The organism is Mycoplana azooxidifex (genome assembly GCF_014196765.1).
Taxonomy (GTDB): domain Bacteria; phylum Pseudomonadota; class Alphaproteobacteria; order Rhizobiales; family Rhizobiaceae; genus Mycoplana; species Mycoplana azooxidifex.
Genome location: NZ_JACIEE010000006.1, coordinates 162,506 through 184,884, shown reverse-complemented (window position 1 = coordinate 184,884; position 22,379 = coordinate 162,506). Strand labels below are relative to the sequence as shown.

Below are 22,379 nucleotides of genomic sequence, written 5' to 3'. Positions count from 1 at the left end.
TCCTCCCTCGGATCGTCGCCGAAGGATGCGCAGATGCCGGCAGGCAGTCAAGCGCTCGCAAGGTACAGGGATGGAACAGGCCGCAAACCGCCTCAGCTCTTCCAGAACAGCGGGGTGAGGATGACGAGCACGGTCAGCACCTCGAGACGTCCGAGCAGCATCAGGAACGACAGGAGATAGAGGGCCGGGTCGCTCATGCCGGCGAATGTGCCGACCGGCCCGATCGACGGCGTGACGCCGGGGCCGACGTTGGATAGGGCCGTGGCCGAGGCAGAGATCGATGTCAGCGCGTCGTAGCCCATCAGCCCGAGAAGCAGCCCGCCGGCAAAGCAGATCATCATGTAGGAGATGAAGAACAAAAAGACGTTGCGTTGCACGTCCGCGTCCACCGTGATGGGGCCGTAGCGCACGGCATGGATGCCGTTCGGATAGATCAGCCGATAGAGCCCCGAGCGGACGAAATTGAACAGGATGATGATGCGGTAGGCCTTGATGCCGCCGGCGGTCGAGCCAGAGCAGCCACCCATGAAGGTCGCGATGAAGGCAAGCACGACGATGAAGTGGCCCCAACTCGTGTAGTCGTCGCTGGCAAAGCCCGTGGTCGACAGGATCGAGGTGACGGTGAAGAAGGAATGGGCGAGCGCCTCATGGAAGGGAACGCCGTTCTCCAGCCGCTGGTAGAGGCTGGCGGCAACCGCGAAGAAGACGACGTAGCCGAGGAAGACGATGATCTGCGGGTCCTTCAGCGTGTCCAGCCGCCCGCGCACGATGAACAGGATCAGGATCGAGAACGGCAGGCTGCTGAGCGTCATGAAGAACGACGCCGCCCACAGCAGCGGCAGGCTGTCGTAGTAGCCGAAGGAGGCGTCGTGGGTCGAAAGCCCGCCGGTCGCCACCGTCGACATCGCGTGGTTGATCGCGTCGAAGCGGTTCATGCCGAGCGCATTGTAGGCGATGGCGCAGACGACGGTGAGGAAGACGTAGATCAGGATGAAGGCGCGGCTGTAGACGGCCATACGGGCAAACGGCTTGTCGCCGCTGTCGGAGGATTCCAGCTTGAAGAAGGACAGTCCGCCGACGCGCAGGTAGGGCATGATGAACAGCCCGAGCGCGAGGATGCCGATGCCGCCGAGCCAGTGCAGCAGCGATCGCCACATCAGGAGGCCGGGCGGTGCATGGTCCAGCCCGACGATGACGGTAGAGCCGGTGGTGGTCACGGCAGAGACCGATTCGAAGAAGGCCTCGGCGAAGTCCATCTTCAGGGACGACATCCAGAACGGGATGGCGCCGATCAGGCACCAGACCAGCCAGAGCAGGTTGACGACGAGAAAGCCCATCTTCTTGCTGAAGGGCGGCGGGCCGGCGCGCGTCGCGGCCGCCGTCGCAAGCGACAGCCCGCCCATCATGAAGGCCGAGATCGCGAAGATCTTCCAGTCCGGATGCCCGTAATAGAGGTCTGTCACCATCGGCAGCAGCATCGACAGCGACAGATAGAGACCACAGGTGGCGGCGATGTTGATGGCGGAGCGGTAGATCGTGGCGTTCAAAGGCGTCTCGTTCTCATGGGGCGGCGTCGCCGCCACGCTCCGCCCGGAAGAGGACGGGTGGCCTCCGCGGCTGCGATATGCAATAGCGTCTGGCAGGATCAAACTCAAGGATGCCGCAGGTCATGAAACAGGATGTGGAGCGCGCAACCGAAGCTCTGCGCACGCTTTTTCCCGAAACGCCGTTGCAGTTGAACGAACACCTGAGCGCCCGCTACGGCGCGCAGGTCTACCTGAAGCGCGAGGACCTTTCGCCCGTCCGATCCTACAAGATCCGCGGCGCCTTCAACTTCTTCCGCAAGATCATCTCAGGCGAGGGCAAGCAGGACAGTTTCGTCTGCGCATCGGCCGGCAATCATGCGCAGGGGTTTGCCTTCGTCTGCCGCCATTTCGGCGTGAAGGGAACGGTGTTCATGCCGGTGACGACGCCGCAGCAGAAGATCGACAAGACGCGCACCTTCGGCGGCGATTCCGTCGAGATCCGCCTCTTTGGCGACTTCTTCGACCAGTGCTACCGGGCAGCACAGGAGCATGCACGCGACACCGGCGCCGTCATGGTACCGCCCTTCGACGATCCGGACGTCATCGAGGGGCAGGCGACGGTGGCGGCCGAAATAGCGGCCCAGCTCGGCGACATCAGGCCCGATCTCGTCGTCCTGCCGGTCGGCGGCGGCGGGCTTGCGGCCGGGGTGACCGGCTATCTCTCAGACATGGTGCCGAAGGAGGGATTCGTCTTCTGCGAGCCGGAAGGCGCCCCGAGCCTGCGCCGCAGCCTGGAGGCGGGCGAGGTGATCACCCTCGAGCAGGTGGACAATTTCGTCGACGGCGCCGCCGTCGGCCGGATCGGCGACCTGAATTTTGCAGCACTGCGCACCTTCGATGCCGGGCAGGCCATGCTCCTGTCGGAGAATGCGATCTGCGTCACCATCATCGACATGCTGAACGTCGAAGGCGTGGTGCTCGAGCCTGCGGGTGCGCTGTCGGTCACGGCACTCGAGGCGCTGGGCCGCGAGCGGCTTCAGGGCAAGACCGTGGTCGCGGTGGTCTCGGGCGGCAATTTCGACTTCGAGCGGCTGCCCGACGTCAAGGAACGGGCCATGCGCCACCGCGGCCTGAAGAAATACTTCATCCTGCGCATGGCGCAGCGGCCCGGTGCGCTCCGCGACTTCCTCAACCTGCTCGGTCCGGACGACGATATCTCCCGGTTCGAATACCTGAAGAAGTCGGCCCGCAACTTCGGCTCGATCCTGATCGGCATCGAGACGAAGTCACCGCAGAACTTCGTCGCCCTGAAGGAAGCCTTCGACGGCGCCGGCCTGCGCTATCAGGACATCACCGACAACGAGGTCCTCGCGAACCTGATCATCTGACAGTCGGGCGTGAGGCGGTCGGACGGGAAGCGGTTGACAGCCCTTCAAGCTGTGTTACCACTCGGCCATGGCATCATTCTTTTCCAAGCTGTTCGGCCTCTCCGGCAAATCCGACGCGCCGGCTTCGACCCCGGACGAGCGCGAGACCTACAACGATCTCGTGCTCGTCGCGACGCCGATGCAGGAGGGGTCGCAGTTCCGCCTGGCGGGACGCATCGAAAAGCACGACGGCGACGTCGTGCTGGTGCGCAGCTTCGTGCGGGCCGACGTCTTCACCAGCCGCGACGACACGGTGGCTGCAGCCTTCCGCAAGGCCCGGCAGATCGTCGACCAGCACGGCCCGTCGCTCTTTTCCGATGGCGAGCCGTCGCGCAACGTCTGATCGCGGCCACAGCCTCTCCGCAACGATCGGCAGCTTCCCGCAATTCGCTCTTGCATGTGCGCGAGAATCGGCGCCTGAAAGACAGGCGAGGGTCCTGACCCCTAAAATTTAAGACTATCTTTGCCGCCCGGATCGCGGATAGCGTCGGAGCGGGGCGAAGAATTGATGCAGGCGCGTGCATGGAATTCAACAACCTGATCCTGTTCTTCGTGGAGGCGCTCGTCTATTTCGCCTTCATGGTGACGTTGCTCCACCAGCGCCATCGCATCGGCATCGGCGTGTTCATCACTGCGCTCGGCGTGATGCATTTCCTGGAGACCTACCTGGCCGCGGTCTTCTACGTCCAGCTTCCGTTCGGGGTGCTCTCGCCCGGTTCGTCGATCCTCTTTTCCGGCAAGCTGATGATGATCCTGCTGCTCTACATCAAGGAGGATGCGGGCATCGTCCGCGCGCCGATCTACGGCCTGCTCGCCGGCAACTTCTTGACGGTCCTGCTCGCGTTGATCCTGCAGTACCATGACACCGTCAGCGTCGTGCCTGGGCGGGTGGTCGACCTCTCCTTCATCGACGAGATGGGTTGGCTGATGCTCTGGGGCACGACTCTGCTCTATATCGACGCGCTCGCCATCATCCTGATCTACGAGAGGCTCGGCCGATCGAGACGGATGCCCATCTGGCCGCGCCTGTTCCTCTCCGGCGCCGTCGTGCTGACCTTCGACCAGGTCGGCTTCTTCGCCGTCCTGCATCTCCTGAACGCCGCACCGCTTTCGGTGCTGTGGGGCGGATGGATCGCCAAGATGCTGGCGACGCTCGTTTTCGCCACCTTGACGACCGGCTACCTGCGGCTCGCGCGCATCTCCGCCATTCCCGTCTCCTCGCGCCCGATCGCCGACATCTTCAACGACCTGACCTTCCGCGAACGCTACGAGGATCTCCTCGACCGGTCCGGGCGCGATGCGCTGACCGGCCTTTGGGACCGGAGCAGGCTGGAATATGAGGGACAGCGCCTGTTGCAGGCATCCGTCATGGCCGGTTCGATGACGAGCCTGATGGTCGTCGACGCCGATCACTTCAAGACGATCAACGACGATTTCGGCCATCTGGCCGGCGACCAGGTGCTGAAGGCGACGGCGGCCGCGCTGCAGCAGTGCATGCGCAGCGGCGACCGGGTCTACCGATTCGGCGGCGAGGAATTCGTCGTCCTGTGCGAGGGGCTGTCCCACGGGGACACGGTGGCGCGCGCCGAACAGGTCCGCCGCGCCGTCGAGGAACAGATCGTCCGCCCGGATGGCCGTCCGGTGACGATCAGCATCGGTGTATCGAGCAGCGATCATGACGGCACGACGCTGATCGCGCTGCTCTCCGCCGCCGACCGGCGCCTCTATGCCGCCAAGCGCGGCGGACGCAACAAGGTCGTCGGCAAGGACCTGTCAGACGCCGATGTTCGGACGGTCGATGACTTCGCGTAGGGCGAAGCTGGAATTGATCTTCACCACATGGGGCAGGGCCGACAGCCAGTCCCGGTGGATGCGCTCGTAGTCGGCCAGGTCCTTCGCCGCGATCCGCAGGATGTAGTCGTATTCGCCCGACATCAGGTAGCAGACGAGCACGTTCGGGCAGAGCTTCACCGCCGCCTCGAACTCCGCCAGCGTCTTGGCGAACTGGCCGGACAGCGAGATGTGCACGATCGCGATCATCTTGTAGTCGAGCGCCTGCTGCGACAGGTGGGCATGATAGCCGCTGATGACACCGGACTTTTCCAGGATGTCGAGCCGCCGCGAGCAGGCGGACGGCGACAGACCGACGCGCTCGGCGAGTTCCGCGTTCGAGATGCGCCCGTTCTGCTGAAGCAGGCGCAGCATGGCAGTATCTATCGAATCAAGCGCACTCAACGCTGTTTCCTTCGAAGGGGGGAAGATCAGGCGCAAGGATACGCGGAAAATCGCGAAGAATCCAATCGTCTTCGCAAGGACATTGCGCAGCACTTCTGCTCCAATTGTGCCGCCCGCAGGGAGTGGCGGGCGAGGCCGTGAGCCTCAGGATTTGGCATACCAGCGAGAGAGGAACGCAAGCATGCGTGTCGGTTGCCCGAAGGAAATCAAGAACCATGAATATCGTGTGGGCCTGACGCCAGGCGCGGTGCGCGAATATGTGGCGCATGGCCACGAGGTGATCGTCGAGACGAAGGCTGGCGCCGGCATCGGCGCGGACGACGACGCCTACCGCGCAGCCGGCGCGAAGATCGTCCCCACCGCCAGGGACATCTTCGACAAGGCCGACATGGTCGTGAAGGTGAAGGAGCCGCAGCCCTCCGAATGGGCGCAGCTTCGCGACGGCCAGATCCTCTACACCTATTTGCACCTCGCGCCCGATCCGGAGCAGACCAAGGGCCTGCTGCACTCCGGCGTGACGGCGATCGCCTACGAGACGGTCACGGACGAGCGCGGCGGCCTGCCGCTGCTGGCGCCGATGTCCGAGGTGGCCGGTCGCCTTTCGATCCAGGCCGGCGCCACCGCGCTGCAGAAGGCAAACGGCGGCCGCGGCATCCTGCTTGGCGGCGTGCCGGGCGTGGAGCCTGCCAGGGTCGCGATCATCGGCGGCGGCGTCGTCGGCCTCCATGCCGCCAGGATGGCCGCAGGGCTCGGCGCAGACATCACCATCCTCGACCGCTCGATCCCGCGCCTGCGCCAGCTCGACGACCTCTTCAACGGCCGCGTCCATACCCGCTACTCGACGATCGATGCGCTGGAGGAGGAGGTCTTTGCGGCCGATCTGGTCATCGGCGCGGTGCTCATTCCCGGCGCTGCCGCACCCAAGCTCGTCACCCGCGAGATGCTGTCGGGCATGAAGCGCGGCTCGGTGATCGTCGACGTGGCGATCGACCAGGGCGGTTGCTTCGAGACCTCGCACGCCACGACCCATTCCGAGCCGACTTACGAGGTCGACGGCGTCATCCACTATTGCGTGGCCAACATGCCGGGCGCGGTGCCGATCACCTCCGCACAGGCCCTGAACAACGCCACCCTGCACTACGGCCTGCAACTGGCCGACCGCGGCCTGAAGGCGATCGCCGAGGACCGCCACCTTCGCGCCGGCCTCAACGTCCATCGCGGCCGCATCACCAACAAGGCCGTCGCCGAGGCGCTGGGCTACGAGATGGCGGCGCCGGAGGCTGTTCTCAACGTCGCCTGAGGCGACCGTCGCGCATCCGGAACGATGCGGACGACAGCAACCGGCCCCGGAAGCCTCGCGTCCGGGGCCTTTCGTTTGCGGCGACGCGCCAGATCTTTACGCGCGCACGATCTTGCACTGGTAGCAGTTGTTGCGGGCCGACCGTATATGCACATAGGCGATGTCCTCCCGCCCCAGCAGCGTCTCGGCATAGCCGGCGATCTCGCCGGTCGGGGTCACCGCACCGGTGCCGTAGACGATGCGGTTGCGGTCGTCGTAGCCGCGGACGATATAGTCCCGGCTTTCCAGCATCGGCGGCAATCCGGGCCCGGCATAGGCGGGGCAGGGTGCCGCGTGCAGGAAGATCGGGCCGGTCTCCGCATAGGGCTGCAGGTCGGGGAAGGGGCGGTGGGCGAGGATCAGGTAGACCTCTCCGGCCCTGACGCCGCGCAGGCAATGCCGGCAGGGCACGCCGTCGCCGTCGGAGATCGCCCGTTCCGGCGTCATGCCATAGGCGTCCGGCCCGCCGTTCCAGTAGGCGGTCGCGGTCTCGGTCGGAATGGGAAGGAACTGGACTGTCATCGCGGCCTCCGTTGGGTGTGGAGCCATGATGATCCCGAACCTCTTCCGGCGACACCCGATTCCGTACCCGGCTTCAGCGCGGGCGGCGGGTGGTGGCGCCTCTGGCCTTCCGGTAGCGCTGGTCGCATATTTTCAGGAGCGCGACCGGACCGATGCCCGGACGCCTGATGCACACCCTGACCATGACACGCGCCACGCTCTGGTAATAGGCCTCGTTGCGTTGCGCGGCGCGCACGATCTTGCGGTGGCTCTCCCGCACCCGGTCGTGGGAGGCCTTGTCGCGGCCGAAAGGTAGCAACCGGCGCAGGGAGAGGAACCGCTCCCGCCGTTCGATATGGCTGACCCGATCCTGCCGTGACAGCGCCAGGCGTGCGGCCGCAGCAAAGATGAAGTCGCGGCTGTTCTCCCTCCAGGCCTGCCGGAGTTCTGGGGGACAGGAGGTCATGTAGGCGCGCAGCAGTGCCCGGCGCGTCCGCTCGTTGCGGCAGAACGGCCGCAGAAGCGTCGCCGCCAGCTCGATGCCGGAAAGGTCGTAGGCCAGAAGCTCGTAATCGATCAGACCCACCGAGCGATCGGCATCCACGATGATGTTGGCGCTGTGAAGGTCGCCATGCGTCAGTTGCGTGGCCGCAAGCATCTCGAGCCGCGCAAGGCTCGCCCGGATCCAGTCCCGCTGGGCGTCGGTCAAACTGCCTTCGGCGGCGAGATAGTCCTCGTGCGGCAAGGTCGGATGCCTGCGCTGGAACAGCGCACGGCGCGGCTCGCCGTCGAGCGAATTGAGGCGTGCCATCGTTTGCCCCAGCGAGGTCAGGCTCTGCTCGTCCGGCCGCCGCTCGAGCGGCTGGCCGGGGAGATAGGAGAGGGCCAGCCAGTTGCCATAGCGCAGCCGCTCGCCGAGGCTCGATGTGCGTGCGCAGATGGTCTGGACGGAAAGTCCCGCCCGTTCGAGCCTGCTGAGCGCTTCCTCGAACCGCGCCATGGCGTGCCGGAAGCGGAAGCGGTAGAGAACGTATGTCCGCCCGTTCAGCTTCACGATCCGCTTCTGCAGGTGGAAACGCCACTTCCTGTGCAGGACATCGGCGTGCCCGCCGAGCAGTTCGCTGATGCTGGGATGGGCGCTCTTCATGCGAAGGGGAACGATCCTGTTGTGGCTGTTGGCGGCCGCATCCCGATGGCGGCGCCCGTATATGGCCCAAACCGATCCGCGTTTCCAGTCGCAAGCGGGAGGCGTCCCCGCCTTTCCAGGCCCGCCCGGCCAGAAGGAGAAGCGGAATCCGTCAGCCGTGCCGTGCCAGTTCGAGCAGTTCGGCGTCCGACAGCGGGATGACGACGTCGTCGCGGGTACGCACCGGCGAAAAGCCGAACATCTGGTAGAGCTGCAGGGCGCGGGGATGGTCGAGGTTGTTGGTGGTGACCTCCAGCGCCTTGGGGTCGGAGGCCCAGGCGGCGTAGAGCGTCTGCAGCAGGAACCACTTGCCGAGCCCGAGCCCGAGCGCCCGCTCGAACAGGCCGAAATGCACGAGCTCGGTCGTTTCCGCATCGTGCTGGAACAGCTCGAAGAAGCCGGCCGGCGCGCCGTCGACATAGAGCACGGTGACGTTGGTGCGCTTGTCGTGCAGGACCGCCGCGAGCGCCTCGTCGTCCATCCGCAGCCGATCGACCCAGTGCCACCGGCGGCCGACCTGGGTGTAGAGGAAGCGATAGTAGGCTGTCGGGATCTCCGGCACGCGCATGATGGCGGTCTGGATGTTGACCGGCACCGGCAGGCTCTGCTTGGGCGGCGCCGTCATGCGCAGTTCGGTGATGTGGACCGGCAATGGCGCCGGCTTGGCAGCGGCAGCCATGGGCTCAGCCCCGCCCCGTGACAACCGGCGTATCCTCGCGCGCACCCCATTCGGACCACGAGCCGTCATAGAGCGTGTTGTTCTCGTGGCCGAGCGATTGCAGCGCCAGCGTGATGATGGCCGCGGTCAGGCCCGAGCCGCAGGTGGTGACGACCGGCTTGTCCAGGTCGATCCCGGCCGCCTCGAACGTCGATTTCAGCGCGTCGAGATCCTTCAGCCTGCCGTCGGCGGAAAAGACGCCCGAGGGCAGGCTGCGGGCGCCGGGCATGTGGCCCGAGCGCATCCCGGCGCGCGGCTCGGCCTCCTCGCCGCTGAAGCGCCCAAGGCTGCGGGCATCGGCGATCTGGCGACCGCCCGTCGAGGCGACAGCAAACATCTCGTCGAAGGAGGTGACGGCATCCGCCTTGAACCGCGGCCGGAAATGTCCCGGCTTCGGCTCCGGCAGGTCGGTCTCGAGCGGCCGGCCCTCCTTCTTCCAGCCGTCGAGGCCGCCGTCCATCACGAACACGTTCTCAGCACCCATGGTCCGCAGCAGCCACCACACGCGCGGCGCGGTGAAAATGCCGGGGCCGTCATAGACCACGATCGTGTCGGTATCGGAGATGCCGAGTTTTTCGACCGCGGATGCGAAATCCTGCGGCGAGGGGATCGAATGCGGCAGGCCCGTCGAGTGGTCGGCGATCGCGTCCTGGTCGTAGAAGACCGCCCCGGGGAGATGCCCGACGGCATATTCGGCAGCGCCGTTGCGGTTCTGCGCGGGCAGATACCACGATGCGTCGACGATCCGGAATTCGGGAGCGCCCAGTTGCTTCTGGACCCAGTCGGCGCTGACGACGAACTTGCTCTTTTCGGCGGTCACGAATGCTTCTCCTTAAGGTGCAGGGTCGGGCGCGCCGAACTTGATGCGGAAACGCCGGTTCTCCTTGCCCTTCTTCTCGATCTTCGAAATGTGGATGGCGCCGACCTCCTGCGTTTCGGAGACATGCGTGCCGCCGCAGGGCTGGCTGTCGACCGCCGAGTTCTCGCCGATGCAGACGAGGCTCACCCGTCCGAGCCCGATCGGCGGGCGCACGTTCTTCGACTTCACAATGTTTGGATTGGCCGCAAGTTCCTCGTCGGTGATCCACTGGACGTAGACGGGGTGGTTCTCGTCCACGAGCTGCATCAGCCGTGCCGTCACCTCGTCCTTGTCGATCGTCTCGCTCATGTCGAAGTCGACGCGGCTCTCCTCTTCGCCGACCGCAGCCCCGGTGATCGGGAAGGGACAGGCGACGGAGAGCAGGTGGCAGGCCGTGTGCATGCGCATCAGCCGGTAGCGGCGCGCCCAGTCGACGTGCAGCACCAGCTTCTCGCCCACGGACGGAAGCAGGGCGGTCTCGAGCGGGCGATGGAGGATGATGTCCTTCGTCGCGCCGTGCACGGTCGGGCCCAGCGCGATCCGACTGCCGTCCGCGCGCTCGAGGAAGCCGGCGTCGCCCGGCTGCCCGCCCGACGTGGCGTAGAAGCAGGTCTGGTCGAATTCGACGCCGCCATCCTCGTGAACCGCCGTCACAATGGCCTCGGTGGTGGCAAGATAGAAATCGTCACGAAAGAGCGCAGCAACGGGCTTCGTCATCGATCACGCAACAGCCTGGTAGGGGACCTTGATCGTCGATGTCGCTTTCAGCCACGCCGGTACCGGCAGACCCTTCGAATCGAGGAAGTCCGGGTTGAACAGTTTGGACTGGTAGCGGTTACCATAATCGCACAGGATCGTCACGATCGTATGGCCGGGACCGAGATCCTTCGCCAGCCGGATGGCGCCGGCGATGTTGATCCCGGTCGAGCCGCCGACGCAGATGCCCTCGTGCTCGATCAGGTCGAAGACCAACGGGACCGCCTCGGTGTCGGGGATCTGGTAGGAGAAGTCCGGCGTGAATCCTTCCAGGTTGGCGGTGATCCGGCCCTGGCCGATGCCTTCGGTGATCGAACTTCCGGACGAGGCGAGCTCGCCATGGGCATAGAAGTTGTAGAGTGCGGCGCCGTCCGGGTCGGCAAGGCCGATCTTGATCGCAGGGTTCTTGGCGCGCAGGCCGGCGGCGACGCCCGCAAGCGTCCCGCCCGAGCCCACGGCGCAGACGAAGCCGTCCACCTTGCCGTCGGTGTCGCGCCAGATCTCCGGTGCCGTCGTTTCGATGTGCGCGTCGCGGTTGGCGACGTTGTCGAACTGGTTGGCCCAGATCGCCCCGTTCGGCTCGCTCCTGGCCAGTTGCTCGGCCAGCCGGCCGGACAGCTTCACGTAGTTGTTGGGGTTCTTGTAGGGGACGGCCGGAACCTCGACCAGTTCGGCGCCGAGCAGCCGCAGCGCGTCCTTCTTCTCCTGGCTCTGCGTCTCCGGGATGACGATGACGGTGCGGTAGCCGAGCGCCTGCGCCACCAGCGCAAGGCCGATGCCGGTGTTGCCGGCGGTGCCCTCCACGATGATACCGCCCGGGCGCAACTGGCCGGCCTTTTCCGCAGTGCGGATGATCTTCAGCGCCGCGCGGTCCTTCACCGACTGGCCCGGATTGAGAAACTCGGCCTTGCCCAGGATGGTGCATCCAGTCGCTTCAGAGGCGCCCTTCAGCCTGATGAGCGGGGTGTTGCCGATTGCGTCCAATACCGAAGGAAGAATTGCCATTGTCCGCGACCTCGCACTTTAACGTCCTAGCTTAGGCAGCGACTTTTCGGATCGCAAGCAATGGTTTGCAAGAAAATCTGTTCCCCGTGTCGGGTCCCCGGAGGCAAATTTTGGCCGAGGTGCCGCTGACCCATGACCTTGCCCGGGCGCGCCGGAGCGTGGCGCGCTGCCTTTTGGGCCCAGGGGGCCACCGACCTATTCTTTGAGCATCGACTCGTTGATGATTTTCGACAGGCTGTAGAGCCGCTGCTCGATCAGCGTCGGGACCTCGCAGACATAGGTCAGCGACTGGACCCGCTCCTCGAAGATGCGGGTCTCCCATGCCAGTTGCTGGTCATGTCTCGCAAGCTCTGTCGGGTCGGAATCGGATGCAGCGTGCATCTTGTCGATCTCCGCGGCCTTCTTCCGGATATCCGACGCCAGGTCCCTTTGCTTGCCGGCATAGCGGGCGATGCCGGAGATGATCTGACCGCGCTCCATGTTGAGCCTGTCGAACACGGCCATGAACAACTGCTCCAGCCTTTCATTCACCTGGTCTTTCGGCAGTGCCGAGGCATAATCGGAAATCTGCTGTCGCACATTTTCGATCGCATTACTGCGCTTGGTCAATTCGGCGGCGAGATCGGACAGCCGGGGATCCTTTCCCCATTCCTTGGCACTTTCGGGAATTTCGCTTCCGTTCCATACCTGCGCGATCGAGAGTTCGGGCACCTTGCGCTGGATGCAGGGCCAGTCCGGATCGGTGTTGGCCGCGGCGCGGGCCGATGGCGCTGCCGACAGCGCGACGAGCAAGGGAACGAGAAAAACAGGCCGGTTCATTGGCTTCCTCCCATATCCTGTTTGCGGACGGTCAGGCCGCGCGCGGGATTGTAGGCCAGGATGGCTGCGCCCAGCAGGGCGAGTGTGACGGCCAGTACGACGACAAGCGATGTCCATTCGATCCGTGCGTAAAATGCGAAACGAATGAGTTCGACCGCATAGGTGAACGGGTTCAGGAGGCAGATCTTGTAGAGCAGGGGGCTCGACTCCTGGACCCGCCAGAGCGGGTAGAGCGCCGAAGATGCGAAATACATCGGAAAGATCACGAAATTCATGATCCCCGCGAAATTCTCCAGTTGCTTGACAAGCGACGACAACAGCATGCCGAGCGCTCCCAGCATCAATCCTGCGAAGAAGAGGGCAGGCAGGATCAGAAAATAGCCCGCGACCGGCGCCCTGACGTCCCAGAACCAGGCGATCGCCAGAAAGGCATAGACCTGCAGGAGGGAAACCCCGACACCCGCCAGAAGTTTCGACACCAGCAGGTACCAGCGCGGAAAGGGACTGACGAGCAGGATGCGCATGTTGCCCATCTCCCGGTCGTAGACCATCGACAAGGAGGATTGCATGCCGCTGAAGAGAAGGATCATCCCGCACAGACCTGGCGTGATGTAGACCTCGTAGAGAACATAGGTCTCGTACGGCGGAATGATCGAGACGCCGAGTACCTGCCGGAATCCGGCTGCGAATATGAAAAGCCAGAGCAGAGGCCGCACCAGCGAGGAGACGAAACGCTCCTTCTGCGAGAGGTATCGCAGCCACTCTCGGACAAGAATGCCCTTCAGGCAGATGAAGTACTGGTTGGCGGAGAAGCCCGTCCATTTCTCCCGGGACGAACCGGCGAAGTCGGTTGCGTCGGTCATGGCCTTCCTCCCCGGACGTTCATGTCCGTGATGCCGGTCAGTTTCGAGAAGGCCTGGTTGATCGTCTCCGTTCCGGTACTTGAAAGAATGGTCGCCACTGGGCCGTCGGCGACCAGTTTTCCCTTGTCGAGAACGAGAACCTGATCGGCCTGGCCGACCTCGTCGATCAGATGGGTCGCCCAAAGCACGCTGATCCCGTCCCGCTCTACGAGCGCACGGATGTCCTTCAGAATGGTCGCCCGGGACTTGATGTCGAGCCCCACAGTCGCTTCGTCGAGAAGCAGCAGGGAAGGCCGGTGCAGCAGGGCGCGGATGATCTCGACGCGCCTGACCTGCCCACCGGAGAGGCCGCGCACCTTCTCCTCGATGCGGTCGGTCAGGTCGATGGCGTGGAGTAACTCGTCGATCCGCTGCCGCGCCACCCGCGTTCCGATGCCGTGCAGGGCGGCGTGATAGAGGAGATTCTGCCGGACGGTGAGATCGAGATCGAGGGTGCGGGCCTGGAAGACGATGCCGAGACGCCTGAGCGCCTGCCCCGAGTTCCGGTCTATATCCTGGCCGAAAACGCGGATGCGGCCGGTCCGCGGCGAAAAGAGATGGCTGACGAGCGAGAACAGCGTCGTCTTGCCGGCGCCGTTGAGTCCCAAAAGCACCGTGAACCGCGCCGGCTCTATGGAAAACGAGACGTCGTCGAGTGCCTTTCGTTGTCCATAATTGTAGCTGATCGATGCGAGTTCGAGAGCGGCGACTGCCGCTCTCTCATCGGTTCGGGGCGTTTCGGGTGAACGCGATTGCAGTTTCATCGGATGTGCCTCTCGCAAGCGGCGGCATTGTTGCCGCGGCTTGCTGGAACTACGTTACTTGATGATGATCTTTCCCGTCATGCCCTTGTCCGCGAGGTCGGGGACCGACCATGTATATTCACCCGGCCGCACCGTGGTGAACTGCACGTTGATCGTGCCCTCCGCATCGAATTCCAGCCAGGCCGGGGCGCCGTTCATGTGGACCTCGAGATCATTGATGACGATCTGGTTCACCCAGACATTGCGGAACAGGTCGGTCATGAACTTGTATTCGAGGCCGGCCGCAGAGGTGATCTTCCACCGGTAGCCCTGTCCTGCGATGAGCTCGAAATCCTTCTGGTTCACGGCGAAGTTGTCGTCCTTCGAGCCGAGGATCAGTTCCGGAACGTTCTGGCTGGCGCGGGTGACCTTGGGCGCGTCGTCGTCATCGTCGTCATCGTCGGACTGGGCGAAGGCCGGGTGTTGCATGGAAAGGGCGCCGGCTACGAGTGCGGCAAAGGCAATGACTTTGAATTTCGACATGGTTTCCTCCCATTGAAAATTGAAAATTCGACTCAGTTGGGTGCGACCGTCACGCCCCAGGGCAGTGCGCCGACGGTGACGGACTTGATGGGCTCGTCGGTCGCGGTATCGATGAAGGTGATATCGTTCGAAAGGCCGTTGGTGCTGATCAGCGTCTTGCCGTCCGGCGTGAACGCCAGCTGCCAGACACGCTGCCCGACGAGGATGTATTTCTCGACCTCGTAGGTTTCGGTATTGACGACCGCCACCCGGTTGGCCGGGCCGAGCGCGACATAGGCCTTCTTGCCGTCGCTGGTGATCCGCACGCCCACGGGTTGAATGGCCTCCGAGCGCAGGCCCTGGATCTCGAACGTGATCTTCTCGACGACTTCTCTCGAGGCATTGTCTATGACGGAGACCGTGCCGCCGATTTCGGCGGATATCCAGACCTGCGAGCCGTCCGGCTTGAATTCGGCAAAGCGCGGGCGCGAATCGACGAGCACGTTGGCCACGATTTCATGGGTCGCGGTGTCGATGAAATGCGCCATATTGGTGGTCTCAGAGGTGTTCACCATGGTCTTGCCGTCGGGGCTGATGCCCATGCCCTCCGGCTCCACGCCGACCGGTATCTCGGTGATGACGCGCTTCTTGTCGACGTCGATGACGGTGACGAGATTGTCGTCCTCATTGGCGACGTAGAGGGTCTTGCCGTCCGGGGAGAGCACGAACAGCTCCGGATCCGGACCGGATGGCAGCGATCCGATGATCTGATGCGTTGCCGTATCGATGATCTCGACCGTGTCGTCGTCGCTGGCGCAGACATAAAGAAGCTTCCCGTCGTGGGAAACCGTGATGCCGCGCGGCCGTTGCCCCACGTTGATGGTCTTCGTTACCTCCATCGTCTTGGAATCGACGACCGTTACGGTGTTGTCCTTCTCGTTGGAGACGTAGACGGCGTTGGCCCAGGCAGGCCCCGTCTGGATGACAGCCGCGATTGTTCCCGCGAGCAGGTAGGCATATCTGTGCATTCTTTCCTCCCATTCCCTTTTATCAATTCAGATTGCAGGCCGTCTCCGGCTGATCCACTCCCAATGTATCGAGTTCGGAAAATTGATGAAGAAATCCCTCCTGCGGCGAGGTGGAGACCACGCCGCGTCCGTCGCCGAGAAAGATCGGCTGGCGAAGCTGCCAGTTCCACCGGCGGAAGCCCACCTTCTGGCCCTTGAAGGCAGCCAGCGAAAAATTCTCATCCTTGATGAAGGCTTCGATTTTTGCGGTGTCATTGCTGCTGGTCCGCGTCGCCGCTTCGCCGAGGATACGGACCGCCGTCCATGCCTGCATGTCCTTGCCGAGCATGCGGCGTCCGGTCGCCTTCTCGAAACGGCCCTGGATCTGCGAGCCGCCCCATTGCTCGCTGGCCGGATGCCAGGAGGAAGCGACCAGGCCCGCGGTTCCGGCAACCGGCCGCGGGTCCCAGGTCCGGTAGGGGACATAGCTGCCGAAGACCTCGCTCTCGTCGGCGACGATGACGACATCATGCGCCGGCAGGTTCTGCGTGAAGACCGGCATCTGCCGCTGGACCTGAACCACGCCGCTGTCGGTTCTACGGGCCGTGCCCGTATCCTCGTAGAGCCGTTCCTCGACGATCTTGGCGCCGAAGCGTTTTGCCGCTCGCCGGATCGCATCGGCATAAAGCTGGTCCGGTTCGTGGGAACCGTAGAGCAGGACCCAGGTGCGCCACTGCTTCCAGACCAGATACTGGGCCAGGCCGTCGGCCAGCATGGTGCGGGTCGGTGCCGTATGGAAGACGTTGGATCGGCATTCCTGCTCGCGCAGGATATCGTCCGTCGAACCGACGTTGAAGAGAAGCACGCCGTTTTCTCTGGCGAGGTCGGCGATGGAGAGCAACTGCCCGGCCGAGATATCGGTCAGCACATATTTCTCGCCGCGCGCCAGCATCTCCCTGAACACCGGGACGACATCCTCCTCCCGCTTCGTCTGGACCACGTCCAGGCTGAAGGACTGCCCGAGAAAGCTTCCGGTTGTATTGTTGTCGTTGATGGCGACGTTGGCCCCGGCAACACCTTCATCCTCCGGAGGGATGTCCAGCACCGAAAGCGCCAGTTGCGGCTCGTAGGCCCTGAGATAGCCGATCCGGATTTCCGTGACGGGCTTGGCGGCGGGTTTCTGCTGCGCCATCGGTTGCGGCGCATTGACGAGCAGGAAAAAACAGGCGAGAAAAAATACAAGAGTATTCGGCACCGTACTCTTCATGTTCATACCACGTCCTGCGCTCGCCTTCGGAGAAGGCGGCTGCGTTGTACAGATTAAGGTGCCCACCATGTTTGTAACCAAATCCCCGATAATCTCAATACTTGTACTCATCTTTTCTGGTCACAACCGGACACGATGTGGTGCGTCGGGAGGCGTCCTATGACGTTGATGCTGGCCAGCGTCCAAGATCGCAAGGAGGCGGAGATCGTCCTGCAGGCGGGAGCGGACATCATCGATCTCAAGGATCCGGCGCGGGGAGCGCTTGGATCGGCAGACATTCGCCACATCAAGGACGTGGTCGCCTTCGTCGCCGGCAAGAGGCTTGTCAGCGCGGCTTGCGGAGAATTTTCCGGCGATCCCGCAGCGCTGCGGGCAAAGGTCGAGGAGATCGCCGCGGCAGGTGTGGATTTCATCAAGATCGGATTTCTTCCGTCCTCTCCCATCGCGGCGGGCGTGGAGGCCCTGGCCGATGTGGCCGGCCGGAAGAAGCTGATCGCCGTCCTTTTTGCCGATCATCGATACGAGGAGGACGTCATGACATCGTTCGCCAAAGCCGGCTTCTACGGCATCATGCTGGATACCGACGACAAATCGAAGGGGCGCCTGCTGGATCATATGACGCCGGACCACATTCCGGATTTCGTCGCCGAAGGGCACCGGCACGGATTGATGGTCGGCCTTGCGGGATCGCTGGAGGCGCCGGACATTCCACGACTGCTGCCGAGCAAGCCGGATTACCTCGGATTCCGGGGCGCGCTCTGCGAAGGCATGTCCAGGAATGCCGATATCGACGCCGAAGCAACGGCGAAGATTCGCGCGCTTATTCCGGGTGAGCAGCCGGCCGAAAAGTCTCCCGGCGTCGATCTCAACCTTCTCGCAGCCCGCGGCTATTTCCCCGGTTCGGCGGACGAGGATCTCGGCACGGACCAGATCTTCGTGCGGGATTTCGTGCTGCCCGTCCACATCGGTGCCTACAGCTTCGAACACGGCAAACCGCAAAAGGTGCGGTTCGACGTGACGGCGGACGTGCTGCGCGTGACCCGCGATCCGAAGGATATGCACCACATCGTTTCCTACGACCTCATCATGGACGGCATCCGTGCCATTGTCGGGCGAGGCCATGTCGACCTGGTCGAGACGCTTGTCGAGCAGACGGCCGCATTCATTCTCGAGAATCCGCGTGTCGCCCGCGTGGTCGTGCGGGCGGAGAAGCTGGAACTCGGTCCGGGTGGCGTCGGCGTACAGATCGAGCGGAAAAGAGATAGCTACCGGTCGCAGGTCCCGCTCCGCGTCGTGGCGTCAACCGACGGAGGAAGGAAAGGGGGATGACGCCGCTGGTCGTCAAGCTTGGCGGAAGCACGGCCGGCCGTATCGAGATGGAGCAATGGATTGCCGTGCTGGCCACGGCGACCCTGCCGCTCGTGATCGTCCCGGGCGGCGGGCCGTTTGCGGACCAGGTGCGCGTCGCGCAAAGGGAGATGCATTTCTCCGATGCCGCAGCGCATGAGATGGCCATTCTCGCCATGGAACAGTTCGGCATCGTCATCGCCGAACGCCATCCGCGCCTCCAGCCGGCCCGTTCACCCGCCGAGTTCGAGGCGATCCTTGCGGAAGGCGGCGTGCCGGTGTGGCTTGCCTCGCAGATGACCCGCAATGCCGACATCGCGCCGTCCTGGAACGTCACGTCCGATTCGCTGGCCGCCTGGCTGTGCCGGCAGATCGGCAGCCGGCACCTGCTGTTGTGCAAGCAGGTCGACCCGGAAGCCCTTACGGAGGGTTTGCCGGCATTGGTTGACATGGGCGTGGTGGATGCGATGCTGCCGGAATTGCTTGGGGAGGAGACAAGCTTGCATATTGCCGGACCATCGTCGCTGCGCACGCAGTTGGCGGATCTGCCCATGAGCAGCATACCGGGATCCCGCGTCGGAATACGCGCGGCGACCGGAGGAGGGGAGCACCGATGACGCGGCTGCAGACGCCGCGCTGGGCCTGGGTCCTGACCGGATCGGGCCATTTCTTCGTCGAGTGCTTCGAGCTGATTCGCACGCTCGACCATTGCGATGTCTTCGTGACGAAGGCCGCGGACGAGGTGCTTCGGATGTACGGGCTGAAGCTCGATTTTCCGGATACGACGCGCGTGCTCCACGATAAGACGGCGAGCGCGGTTCCCGTCGGTGAATTCTATCACGGCGTCTACCATAGCGTGGTGATCGCGCCTGCCACGTCGAACACGGTCGCCAAATGCGTGGCGGGCATTTCCGATACGATCGCCACGAATGTCTACGCGCAGGCCGGCAAATGCCGCCTCCCGTCGATCGTCTTCGCCTGCGATACCGCGCCCGAGCTGGAGACGATGGCACCGCACGGGATGGTGAAAGTCTATCCCCGGCCGATCGATCTGGAAAACACCGAACGTCTCAAGGCCTTCGAATTGACCGAAGTCGTCGAATCCTTTGCCGATCTGAAGCTGGCGGTGGCGCGCAGGAAGGGAGTGGTCGAGGGCCGTGGCTGAGCATCTCGTATTCCTGACCGGACACCTGGCAAAGGCCAGGCTCGAAAACGTTCTCGCCGGGCTGGGAGCGACCCCCTTCACCTACGATATCATCGATATCGGCGTGAAGGTCGCCGCCCTGATGACGGAGGAGATCGTCAGCCGGCGCCTGCCGCGGCCGCTGAAGGCGGACCGGGTGGTGCTGCCCGGCCGCTTCCGGGGGCCGTTGGAGCGGCTGAGCGACACATTCGGCATGCCTTTCGTCCGCGGACCGGACGAGGTTGCGGATCTGCCCGCCTATCTTGGCCGCGCGGGAAAGCCGCCCGACCTCTCGCGCCACGACATGCGCATCTTCGCAGAGATCGTCGATGCATCGACCCTTTCGCTGGATGACCTGATGCTACGAGCCAAAGCCCTTGCCGCTGCCGGCGCGGACGTGATCGATCTCGGCTGTCTTCCCGACACGCCCTTCGCCCATCTGGAAGACGCGATCGGGCGGCTCAAGGCCGAAGGGCTCTGCGTCAGCGTTGATTCCGCCGATCCCGATGAACTGGCGCTCGCCGCCCGCTCGGGCGTCGATTATCTCCTGAGCCTCAACGAGAACACCATCGGCATCGCCGCCGGTTCCAGGGCGACGCCGGTCCTGGTTCCGGCCGTGCCCGGTGATCTCGACTCGCTCGGACGTGCCATCGATGCGGCGCGGAAAGCCGGCATATCCTTCATCGCCGACCCCGTTCTCGATCCGATCCATTTCGGCTTTGCCGCGTCTCTCGAACGTTTCGTCGAGGCCCATCGCCGCTGGCCGGACGTCGAGATGATGATGGGCACCGGCAACCTGACCGAATTGACCGATGCGGATTCGTCCGGGGTCACGGCGATCCTGACGGGCCTCTGTTCGGAGCTTGCGATCAAGAACGTGCTGGTCGTCAACGTCAGCCCCCATACGGTGCGTACGGTGGAGGAGCATGACCTGGCGCGGCGCATCATGTTCGCGGCACGGCACGATCACGCGCTGCCGCGCGGCTATGACGCGGGCCTCCTGCAGATCCACGACCGCTCGCCCTTTGCCGGCAGCATCGCCGATATCGAGGCTCTGGCTGACAGCGTGCGTGACGCCAATTTTCGCATCATGACCGCGCCGGATGGCATTCATATCTTCAACAATCAGGGGCATTGGACGGCCACGGATGCTTTCGATCTCTTTCCGCACCTCAACGTCGCCCACGACGGCGCGCACGCCTTCTATCTCGGGGCCGAACTGATGAAGGCGGAGACCGCCTGGAAACTGGGCAAGCGCTACTCGCAGGACGAACCCCTTGCCTGGGGCGTGGCAAGCCCGCGCACGCGCGAGGATCGCACCCGCCTTGCCGAGGCCGGGCATACGCTGCGGGCGAAGAAGGACGGCGCATGAGCTACATTCGCGAAACGATCGTGACGACGGTCAGTACCGAGGGCCGGGTGCATATCGCCCCGCTCGGGATCATCGCGCAGGACGACGGATGGGTCATCGCGCCGTTCCGGCCCTCCACGACCCTGGAAAATCTCGCCGCCGTGCCGTTTGCCATCGCCAACTATACGGACGACATGCGGATTTTCGCAGGCTGCCTCACAGGGCGACGGGATTGGCCGGTGGTCGCGGTGGAAGGTTGCCCCGTCCCGCGACTTGCGGCCGCACTCAGCCATTCCGTTCTGCAGGTCGCGTCCGTCACGCAGGACGAGATGCGTCCCCGCTATTTCTGCAAGGTGGTCACTGAGGCCACGCATGCGCCCTTTACCGGGATGAACCGCGCCAGGGCGGCCGTCCTGGAACTCGCGATCCTGGTGAGCAGGCTGCATATGCTGCCGAAGGAAAAGATCGATGCCGAGATCGCCTATCTGACGATCGCCATCGACAAGACCTCGGGACCGGATGAGCGGCAGGCCTGGGACTGGCTGATGGAACGGGTGAACAAGCACCGCGCCACGCTTTGACGCGGTCGTGAATGCCCGTGCCTACGATATGTGACGCGAAGACCAGAGCAGGGCGACGGCAGCGGCCGGCGCGGCCTTGCCTGCCTCGTTCCCTGCCGCCTCGGATGAGGCTTCGACAAGCGTGCCGAAGTCGACATAGGGGCGCTCCAGCCGCTTTGCGAGCTGCATGATCTGCGGCCGACCGATCCCTGCACCCACGACCGGCGCGTTCCTGTCCAGTTTCGCATTGGCCGCCACCCTGAATGCGCCGTCGTGGATCATGCGCAACTGGTGTTCGCTGAACCAGCGCGCGATATCGATCCATTCGCCCTCGTCGAGATCGGAGCTGTCGCGACCCACCATGCGGGCGATCCGCCCGATGGAACCGGCAAGCGACTTGGCCCTGCGGTCGGCCGCGGGATAATGGTCGTCGGCCTCGTCCAGCGTTCCGAGAATGCGACCGAGATCGGCCGTGTTGGCGAAATATTCGTTCATCAACGGCGTCATCGTGCCGCGGACCGGAACGCGCTCGGCGATGCCGATCAGCGCCGAGCGCGTAAAGCCCGTGTAGACGAGTTCGCCCGTCAGCAGACGTTCCGCATCGGAATAGCCGTCATTGCAGAGACGGCCGTTCCGGAACGCCAGGATATCGGTCGTCGTCGAGCCCATGTCGACGAAGAGGCCGTCGCCGGTGATTGCGGCGCTCAATTCGGCCGTCGCATGCCAGTTGGCCGAAGCGATGTCGGCGCCGAGATCGTAAGCATGGGGGAGGGCCACGAAACCGGAACGGCCGGCGTAGATCCAGACGTCGTCGCGGCCGAACTCCTCTGCGATGAAGTCCAGGATTTGGCGGATGCCGGCCTCCCGCGACGGAAAGCCGTCCGACAACTCGCCGGTCATCGTGAAGACATGGCTCGCATCGCCCTGAAAAAGTGGCCGCAACTGGCCCAGCGCTTCGCGCACTTCGTCGAGCCCGAGCCACATCGATGCCTTGACTGTCCGGGCCTGCGTTACCCGGCCGCCTTCGACCCGCGCCATCTTCAGATGCGCGCCGCCGATGTCCCAGCCGAAAAGTGTTTTCTTTCCTTCGGCTGCAGTTCGGGGTTTCATGGGATCATCGTTTCGC

General features: G+C 64.0%; 24 protein-coding genes. 9 read left to right on the top strand and 15 right to left on the bottom strand.

Translation table 11 applies throughout. The features are described 5' to 3' along the window. Positions 1-92 precede the first annotated feature (92 nt). Positions 93-1,547 (bottom strand): TrkH family potassium uptake protein, encoded by a 1,455-nt coding sequence (locus tag GGQ64_RS15320; protein WP_183805823.1) that lies wholly within the window; start codon positions 1,545-1,547, stop codon positions 93-95. A gap of 122 nt (positions 1,548-1,669) precedes the next feature. On the opposite strand from GGQ64_RS15320, the gene ilvA reads away from it, so the two are divergent. From ilvA to GGQ64_RS15305, 3 genes are all read left to right on the top strand, one after another. Then, positions 1,670-2,914 carry a threonine ammonia-lyase gene (gene ilvA, locus GGQ64_RS15315; protein WP_183805821.1) on the top strand — a complete coding sequence of 415 codons (1,245 nt, stop codon included), beginning with the start codon at positions 1,670-1,672 and terminating at the stop codon, positions 2,912-2,914. A 67-nt stretch (positions 2,915-2,981) separates the two neighbouring features. After that, a complete protein-coding gene (locus tag GGQ64_RS15310) occupies positions 2,982-3,296 on the top strand; it encodes an HlyU family transcriptional regulator (protein WP_183805819.1) in 315 nt (104 codons plus the stop codon). Between the two features lie 179 nt (positions 3,297-3,475). Then, the gene (locus tag GGQ64_RS15305) at positions 3,476-4,765 is read left to right on the top strand and encodes a GGDEF domain-containing protein (RefSeq protein WP_183805817.1); all 1,290 of its coding nucleotides are present in this window, start codon (positions 3,476-3,478) and stop codon (positions 4,763-4,765) included. On the opposite strand, the gene GGQ64_RS15300 is transcribed toward GGQ64_RS15305, so the two are convergent. Further along, positions 4,727-5,188, bottom strand: coding sequence for an Lrp/AsnC family transcriptional regulator (locus GGQ64_RS15300; protein WP_183805815.1), 462 nt, complete (start codon positions 5,186-5,188; stop codon positions 4,727-4,729). The genes GGQ64_RS15305 and GGQ64_RS15300 overlap by 39 nt on opposite strands. A 181-nt stretch (positions 5,189-5,369) precedes the next feature. Between GGQ64_RS15300 and ald the strand changes: the two genes are divergently transcribed. Continuing rightward, positions 5,370-6,488 (top strand): alanine dehydrogenase, encoded by a 1,119-nt coding sequence (ald, locus tag GGQ64_RS15295; RefSeq protein WP_183805813.1) that lies wholly within the window; start codon positions 5,370-5,372, stop codon positions 6,486-6,488. A gap of 96 nt (positions 6,489-6,584) precedes the next feature. On the opposite strand, the gene GGQ64_RS15290 is transcribed toward ald, so the two are convergent. From GGQ64_RS15290 to GGQ64_RS15235, 12 genes are all read right to left on the bottom strand, one after another. Next, positions 6,585-7,049 (bottom strand): DUF1203 domain-containing protein, encoded by a 465-nt coding sequence (locus GGQ64_RS15290; protein WP_183805811.1) that lies wholly within the window; start codon positions 7,047-7,049, stop codon positions 6,585-6,587. A gap of 73 nt (positions 7,050-7,122) precedes the next feature. After that, the gene (locus tag GGQ64_RS15285; protein ID WP_183805809.1) at positions 7,123-8,175 is read right to left on the bottom strand and encodes a phosphotransferase enzyme family protein; all 1,053 of its coding nucleotides are present in this window, start codon (positions 8,173-8,175) and stop codon (positions 7,123-7,125) included. A gap of 151 nt (positions 8,176-8,326) precedes the next feature. After that, a complete protein-coding gene (locus GGQ64_RS15280; RefSeq protein ID WP_183805807.1) occupies positions 8,327-8,893 on the bottom strand; it encodes a GNAT family N-acetyltransferase in 567 nt (188 codons plus the stop codon). 4 nt (positions 8,894-8,897) lie between these two features. Continuing rightward, positions 8,898-9,752: a 3-mercaptopyruvate sulfurtransferase gene (sseA, locus tag GGQ64_RS15275; protein ID WP_183805805.1), complete on the bottom strand. Its 855-nt coding sequence runs from the start codon at positions 9,750-9,752 to the stop codon at positions 8,898-8,900. Between the two features lie 12 nt (positions 9,753-9,764). Then, positions 9,765-10,508 (bottom strand): alanyl-tRNA editing protein, encoded by a 744-nt coding sequence (locus tag GGQ64_RS15270; RefSeq protein WP_183805803.1) that lies wholly within the window; start codon positions 10,506-10,508, stop codon positions 9,765-9,767. Positions 10,509-10,511: 3 nt separating this feature from the next. After that, a complete protein-coding gene (locus tag GGQ64_RS15265) occupies positions 10,512-11,552 on the bottom strand; it encodes a cysteine synthase A (RefSeq protein ID WP_183805801.1) in 1,041 nt (346 codons plus the stop codon). Positions 11,553-11,747: 195 nt separating this feature from the next. Continuing rightward, positions 11,748-12,371 carry a hypothetical protein gene (locus GGQ64_RS15260; protein ID WP_183805799.1) on the bottom strand — a complete coding sequence of 208 codons (624 nt, stop codon included), beginning with the start codon at positions 12,369-12,371 and terminating at the stop codon, positions 11,748-11,750. After that, positions 12,368-13,234, bottom strand: a complete 867-nt coding sequence (locus tag GGQ64_RS15255) for an ABC transporter permease (RefSeq protein WP_183805797.1) — start codon at positions 13,232-13,234, stop codon at positions 12,368-12,370. The genes GGQ64_RS15260 and GGQ64_RS15255 overlap by 4 nt, the downstream gene beginning before the upstream one ends. Next, positions 13,231-14,037: an ATP-binding cassette domain-containing protein gene (locus tag GGQ64_RS15250; protein WP_183805795.1), complete on the bottom strand. Its 807-nt coding sequence runs from the start codon at positions 14,035-14,037 to the stop codon at positions 13,231-13,233. Before GGQ64_RS15250 ends, GGQ64_RS15255 begins: the two co-directional genes overlap by 4 nt. Before the next feature lie 54 nt (positions 14,038-14,091). Further along, entirely contained in the window at positions 14,092-14,559 is a 468-nt protein-coding gene (locus tag GGQ64_RS15245; RefSeq protein ID WP_183805785.1) for a cupredoxin domain-containing protein, read from the bottom strand. A gap of 32 nt (positions 14,560-14,591) precedes the next feature. After that, entirely contained in the window at positions 14,592-15,566 is a 975-nt protein-coding gene (locus GGQ64_RS15240) for a YVTN family beta-propeller repeat protein (protein ID WP_183805783.1), read from the bottom strand. Positions 15,567-15,588: 22 nt separating this feature from the next. Then, positions 15,589-16,737, bottom strand: a complete 1,149-nt coding sequence (locus GGQ64_RS15235; RefSeq protein WP_246422718.1) for an ABC transporter substrate-binding protein — start codon at positions 16,735-16,737, stop codon at positions 15,589-15,591. A gap of 234 nt (positions 16,738-16,971) precedes the next feature. Here GGQ64_RS15235 and GGQ64_RS15230 point away from each other — a divergent pair, with 234 nt between their 5' ends. From GGQ64_RS15230 to GGQ64_RS15210, 5 genes are read left to right on the top strand one after another with little or no spacing between them, the layout of a single operon-like run. Next, entirely contained in the window at positions 16,972-18,141 is a 1,170-nt protein-coding gene (locus GGQ64_RS15230; protein WP_183805780.1) for a (5-formylfuran-3-yl)methyl phosphate synthase, read from the top strand. Next, a complete protein-coding gene (locus GGQ64_RS15225) occupies positions 18,138-18,776 on the top strand; it encodes an amino acid kinase family protein (protein WP_183805778.1) in 639 nt (212 codons plus the stop codon). The genes GGQ64_RS15230 and GGQ64_RS15225 overlap by 4 nt, the downstream gene beginning before the upstream one ends. Further along, the gene (locus tag GGQ64_RS15220) at positions 18,773-19,324 is read left to right on the top strand and encodes a flavoprotein (RefSeq protein ID WP_183805776.1); all 552 of its coding nucleotides are present in this window, start codon (positions 18,773-18,775) and stop codon (positions 19,322-19,324) included. The genes GGQ64_RS15225 and GGQ64_RS15220 overlap by 4 nt, the downstream gene beginning before the upstream one ends. Continuing rightward, the gene (locus GGQ64_RS15215; RefSeq protein WP_183805773.1) at positions 19,317-20,714 is read left to right on the top strand and encodes a DUF6513 domain-containing protein; all 1,398 of its coding nucleotides are present in this window, start codon (positions 19,317-19,319) and stop codon (positions 20,712-20,714) included. The genes GGQ64_RS15220 and GGQ64_RS15215 overlap by 8 nt, the downstream gene beginning before the upstream one ends. Next, positions 20,711-21,274 carry a DUF447 domain-containing protein gene (locus GGQ64_RS15210; RefSeq protein WP_183805771.1) on the top strand — a complete coding sequence of 188 codons (564 nt, stop codon included), beginning with the start codon at positions 20,711-20,713 and terminating at the stop codon, positions 21,272-21,274. The genes GGQ64_RS15215 and GGQ64_RS15210 overlap by 4 nt, the downstream gene beginning before the upstream one ends. A 21-nt stretch (positions 21,275-21,295) precedes the next feature. Here GGQ64_RS15210 and GGQ64_RS15205 read toward each other — a convergent pair whose 3' ends face one another. Further along, on the bottom strand, positions 21,296-22,363 hold the full coding sequence (locus tag GGQ64_RS15205; protein WP_183805769.1) for a hydantoinase/oxoprolinase family protein: 1,068 nt from the start codon (positions 22,361-22,363) through the stop codon (positions 21,296-21,298). Between the last annotated feature and the right edge of the window lie 16 nt (positions 22,364-22,379).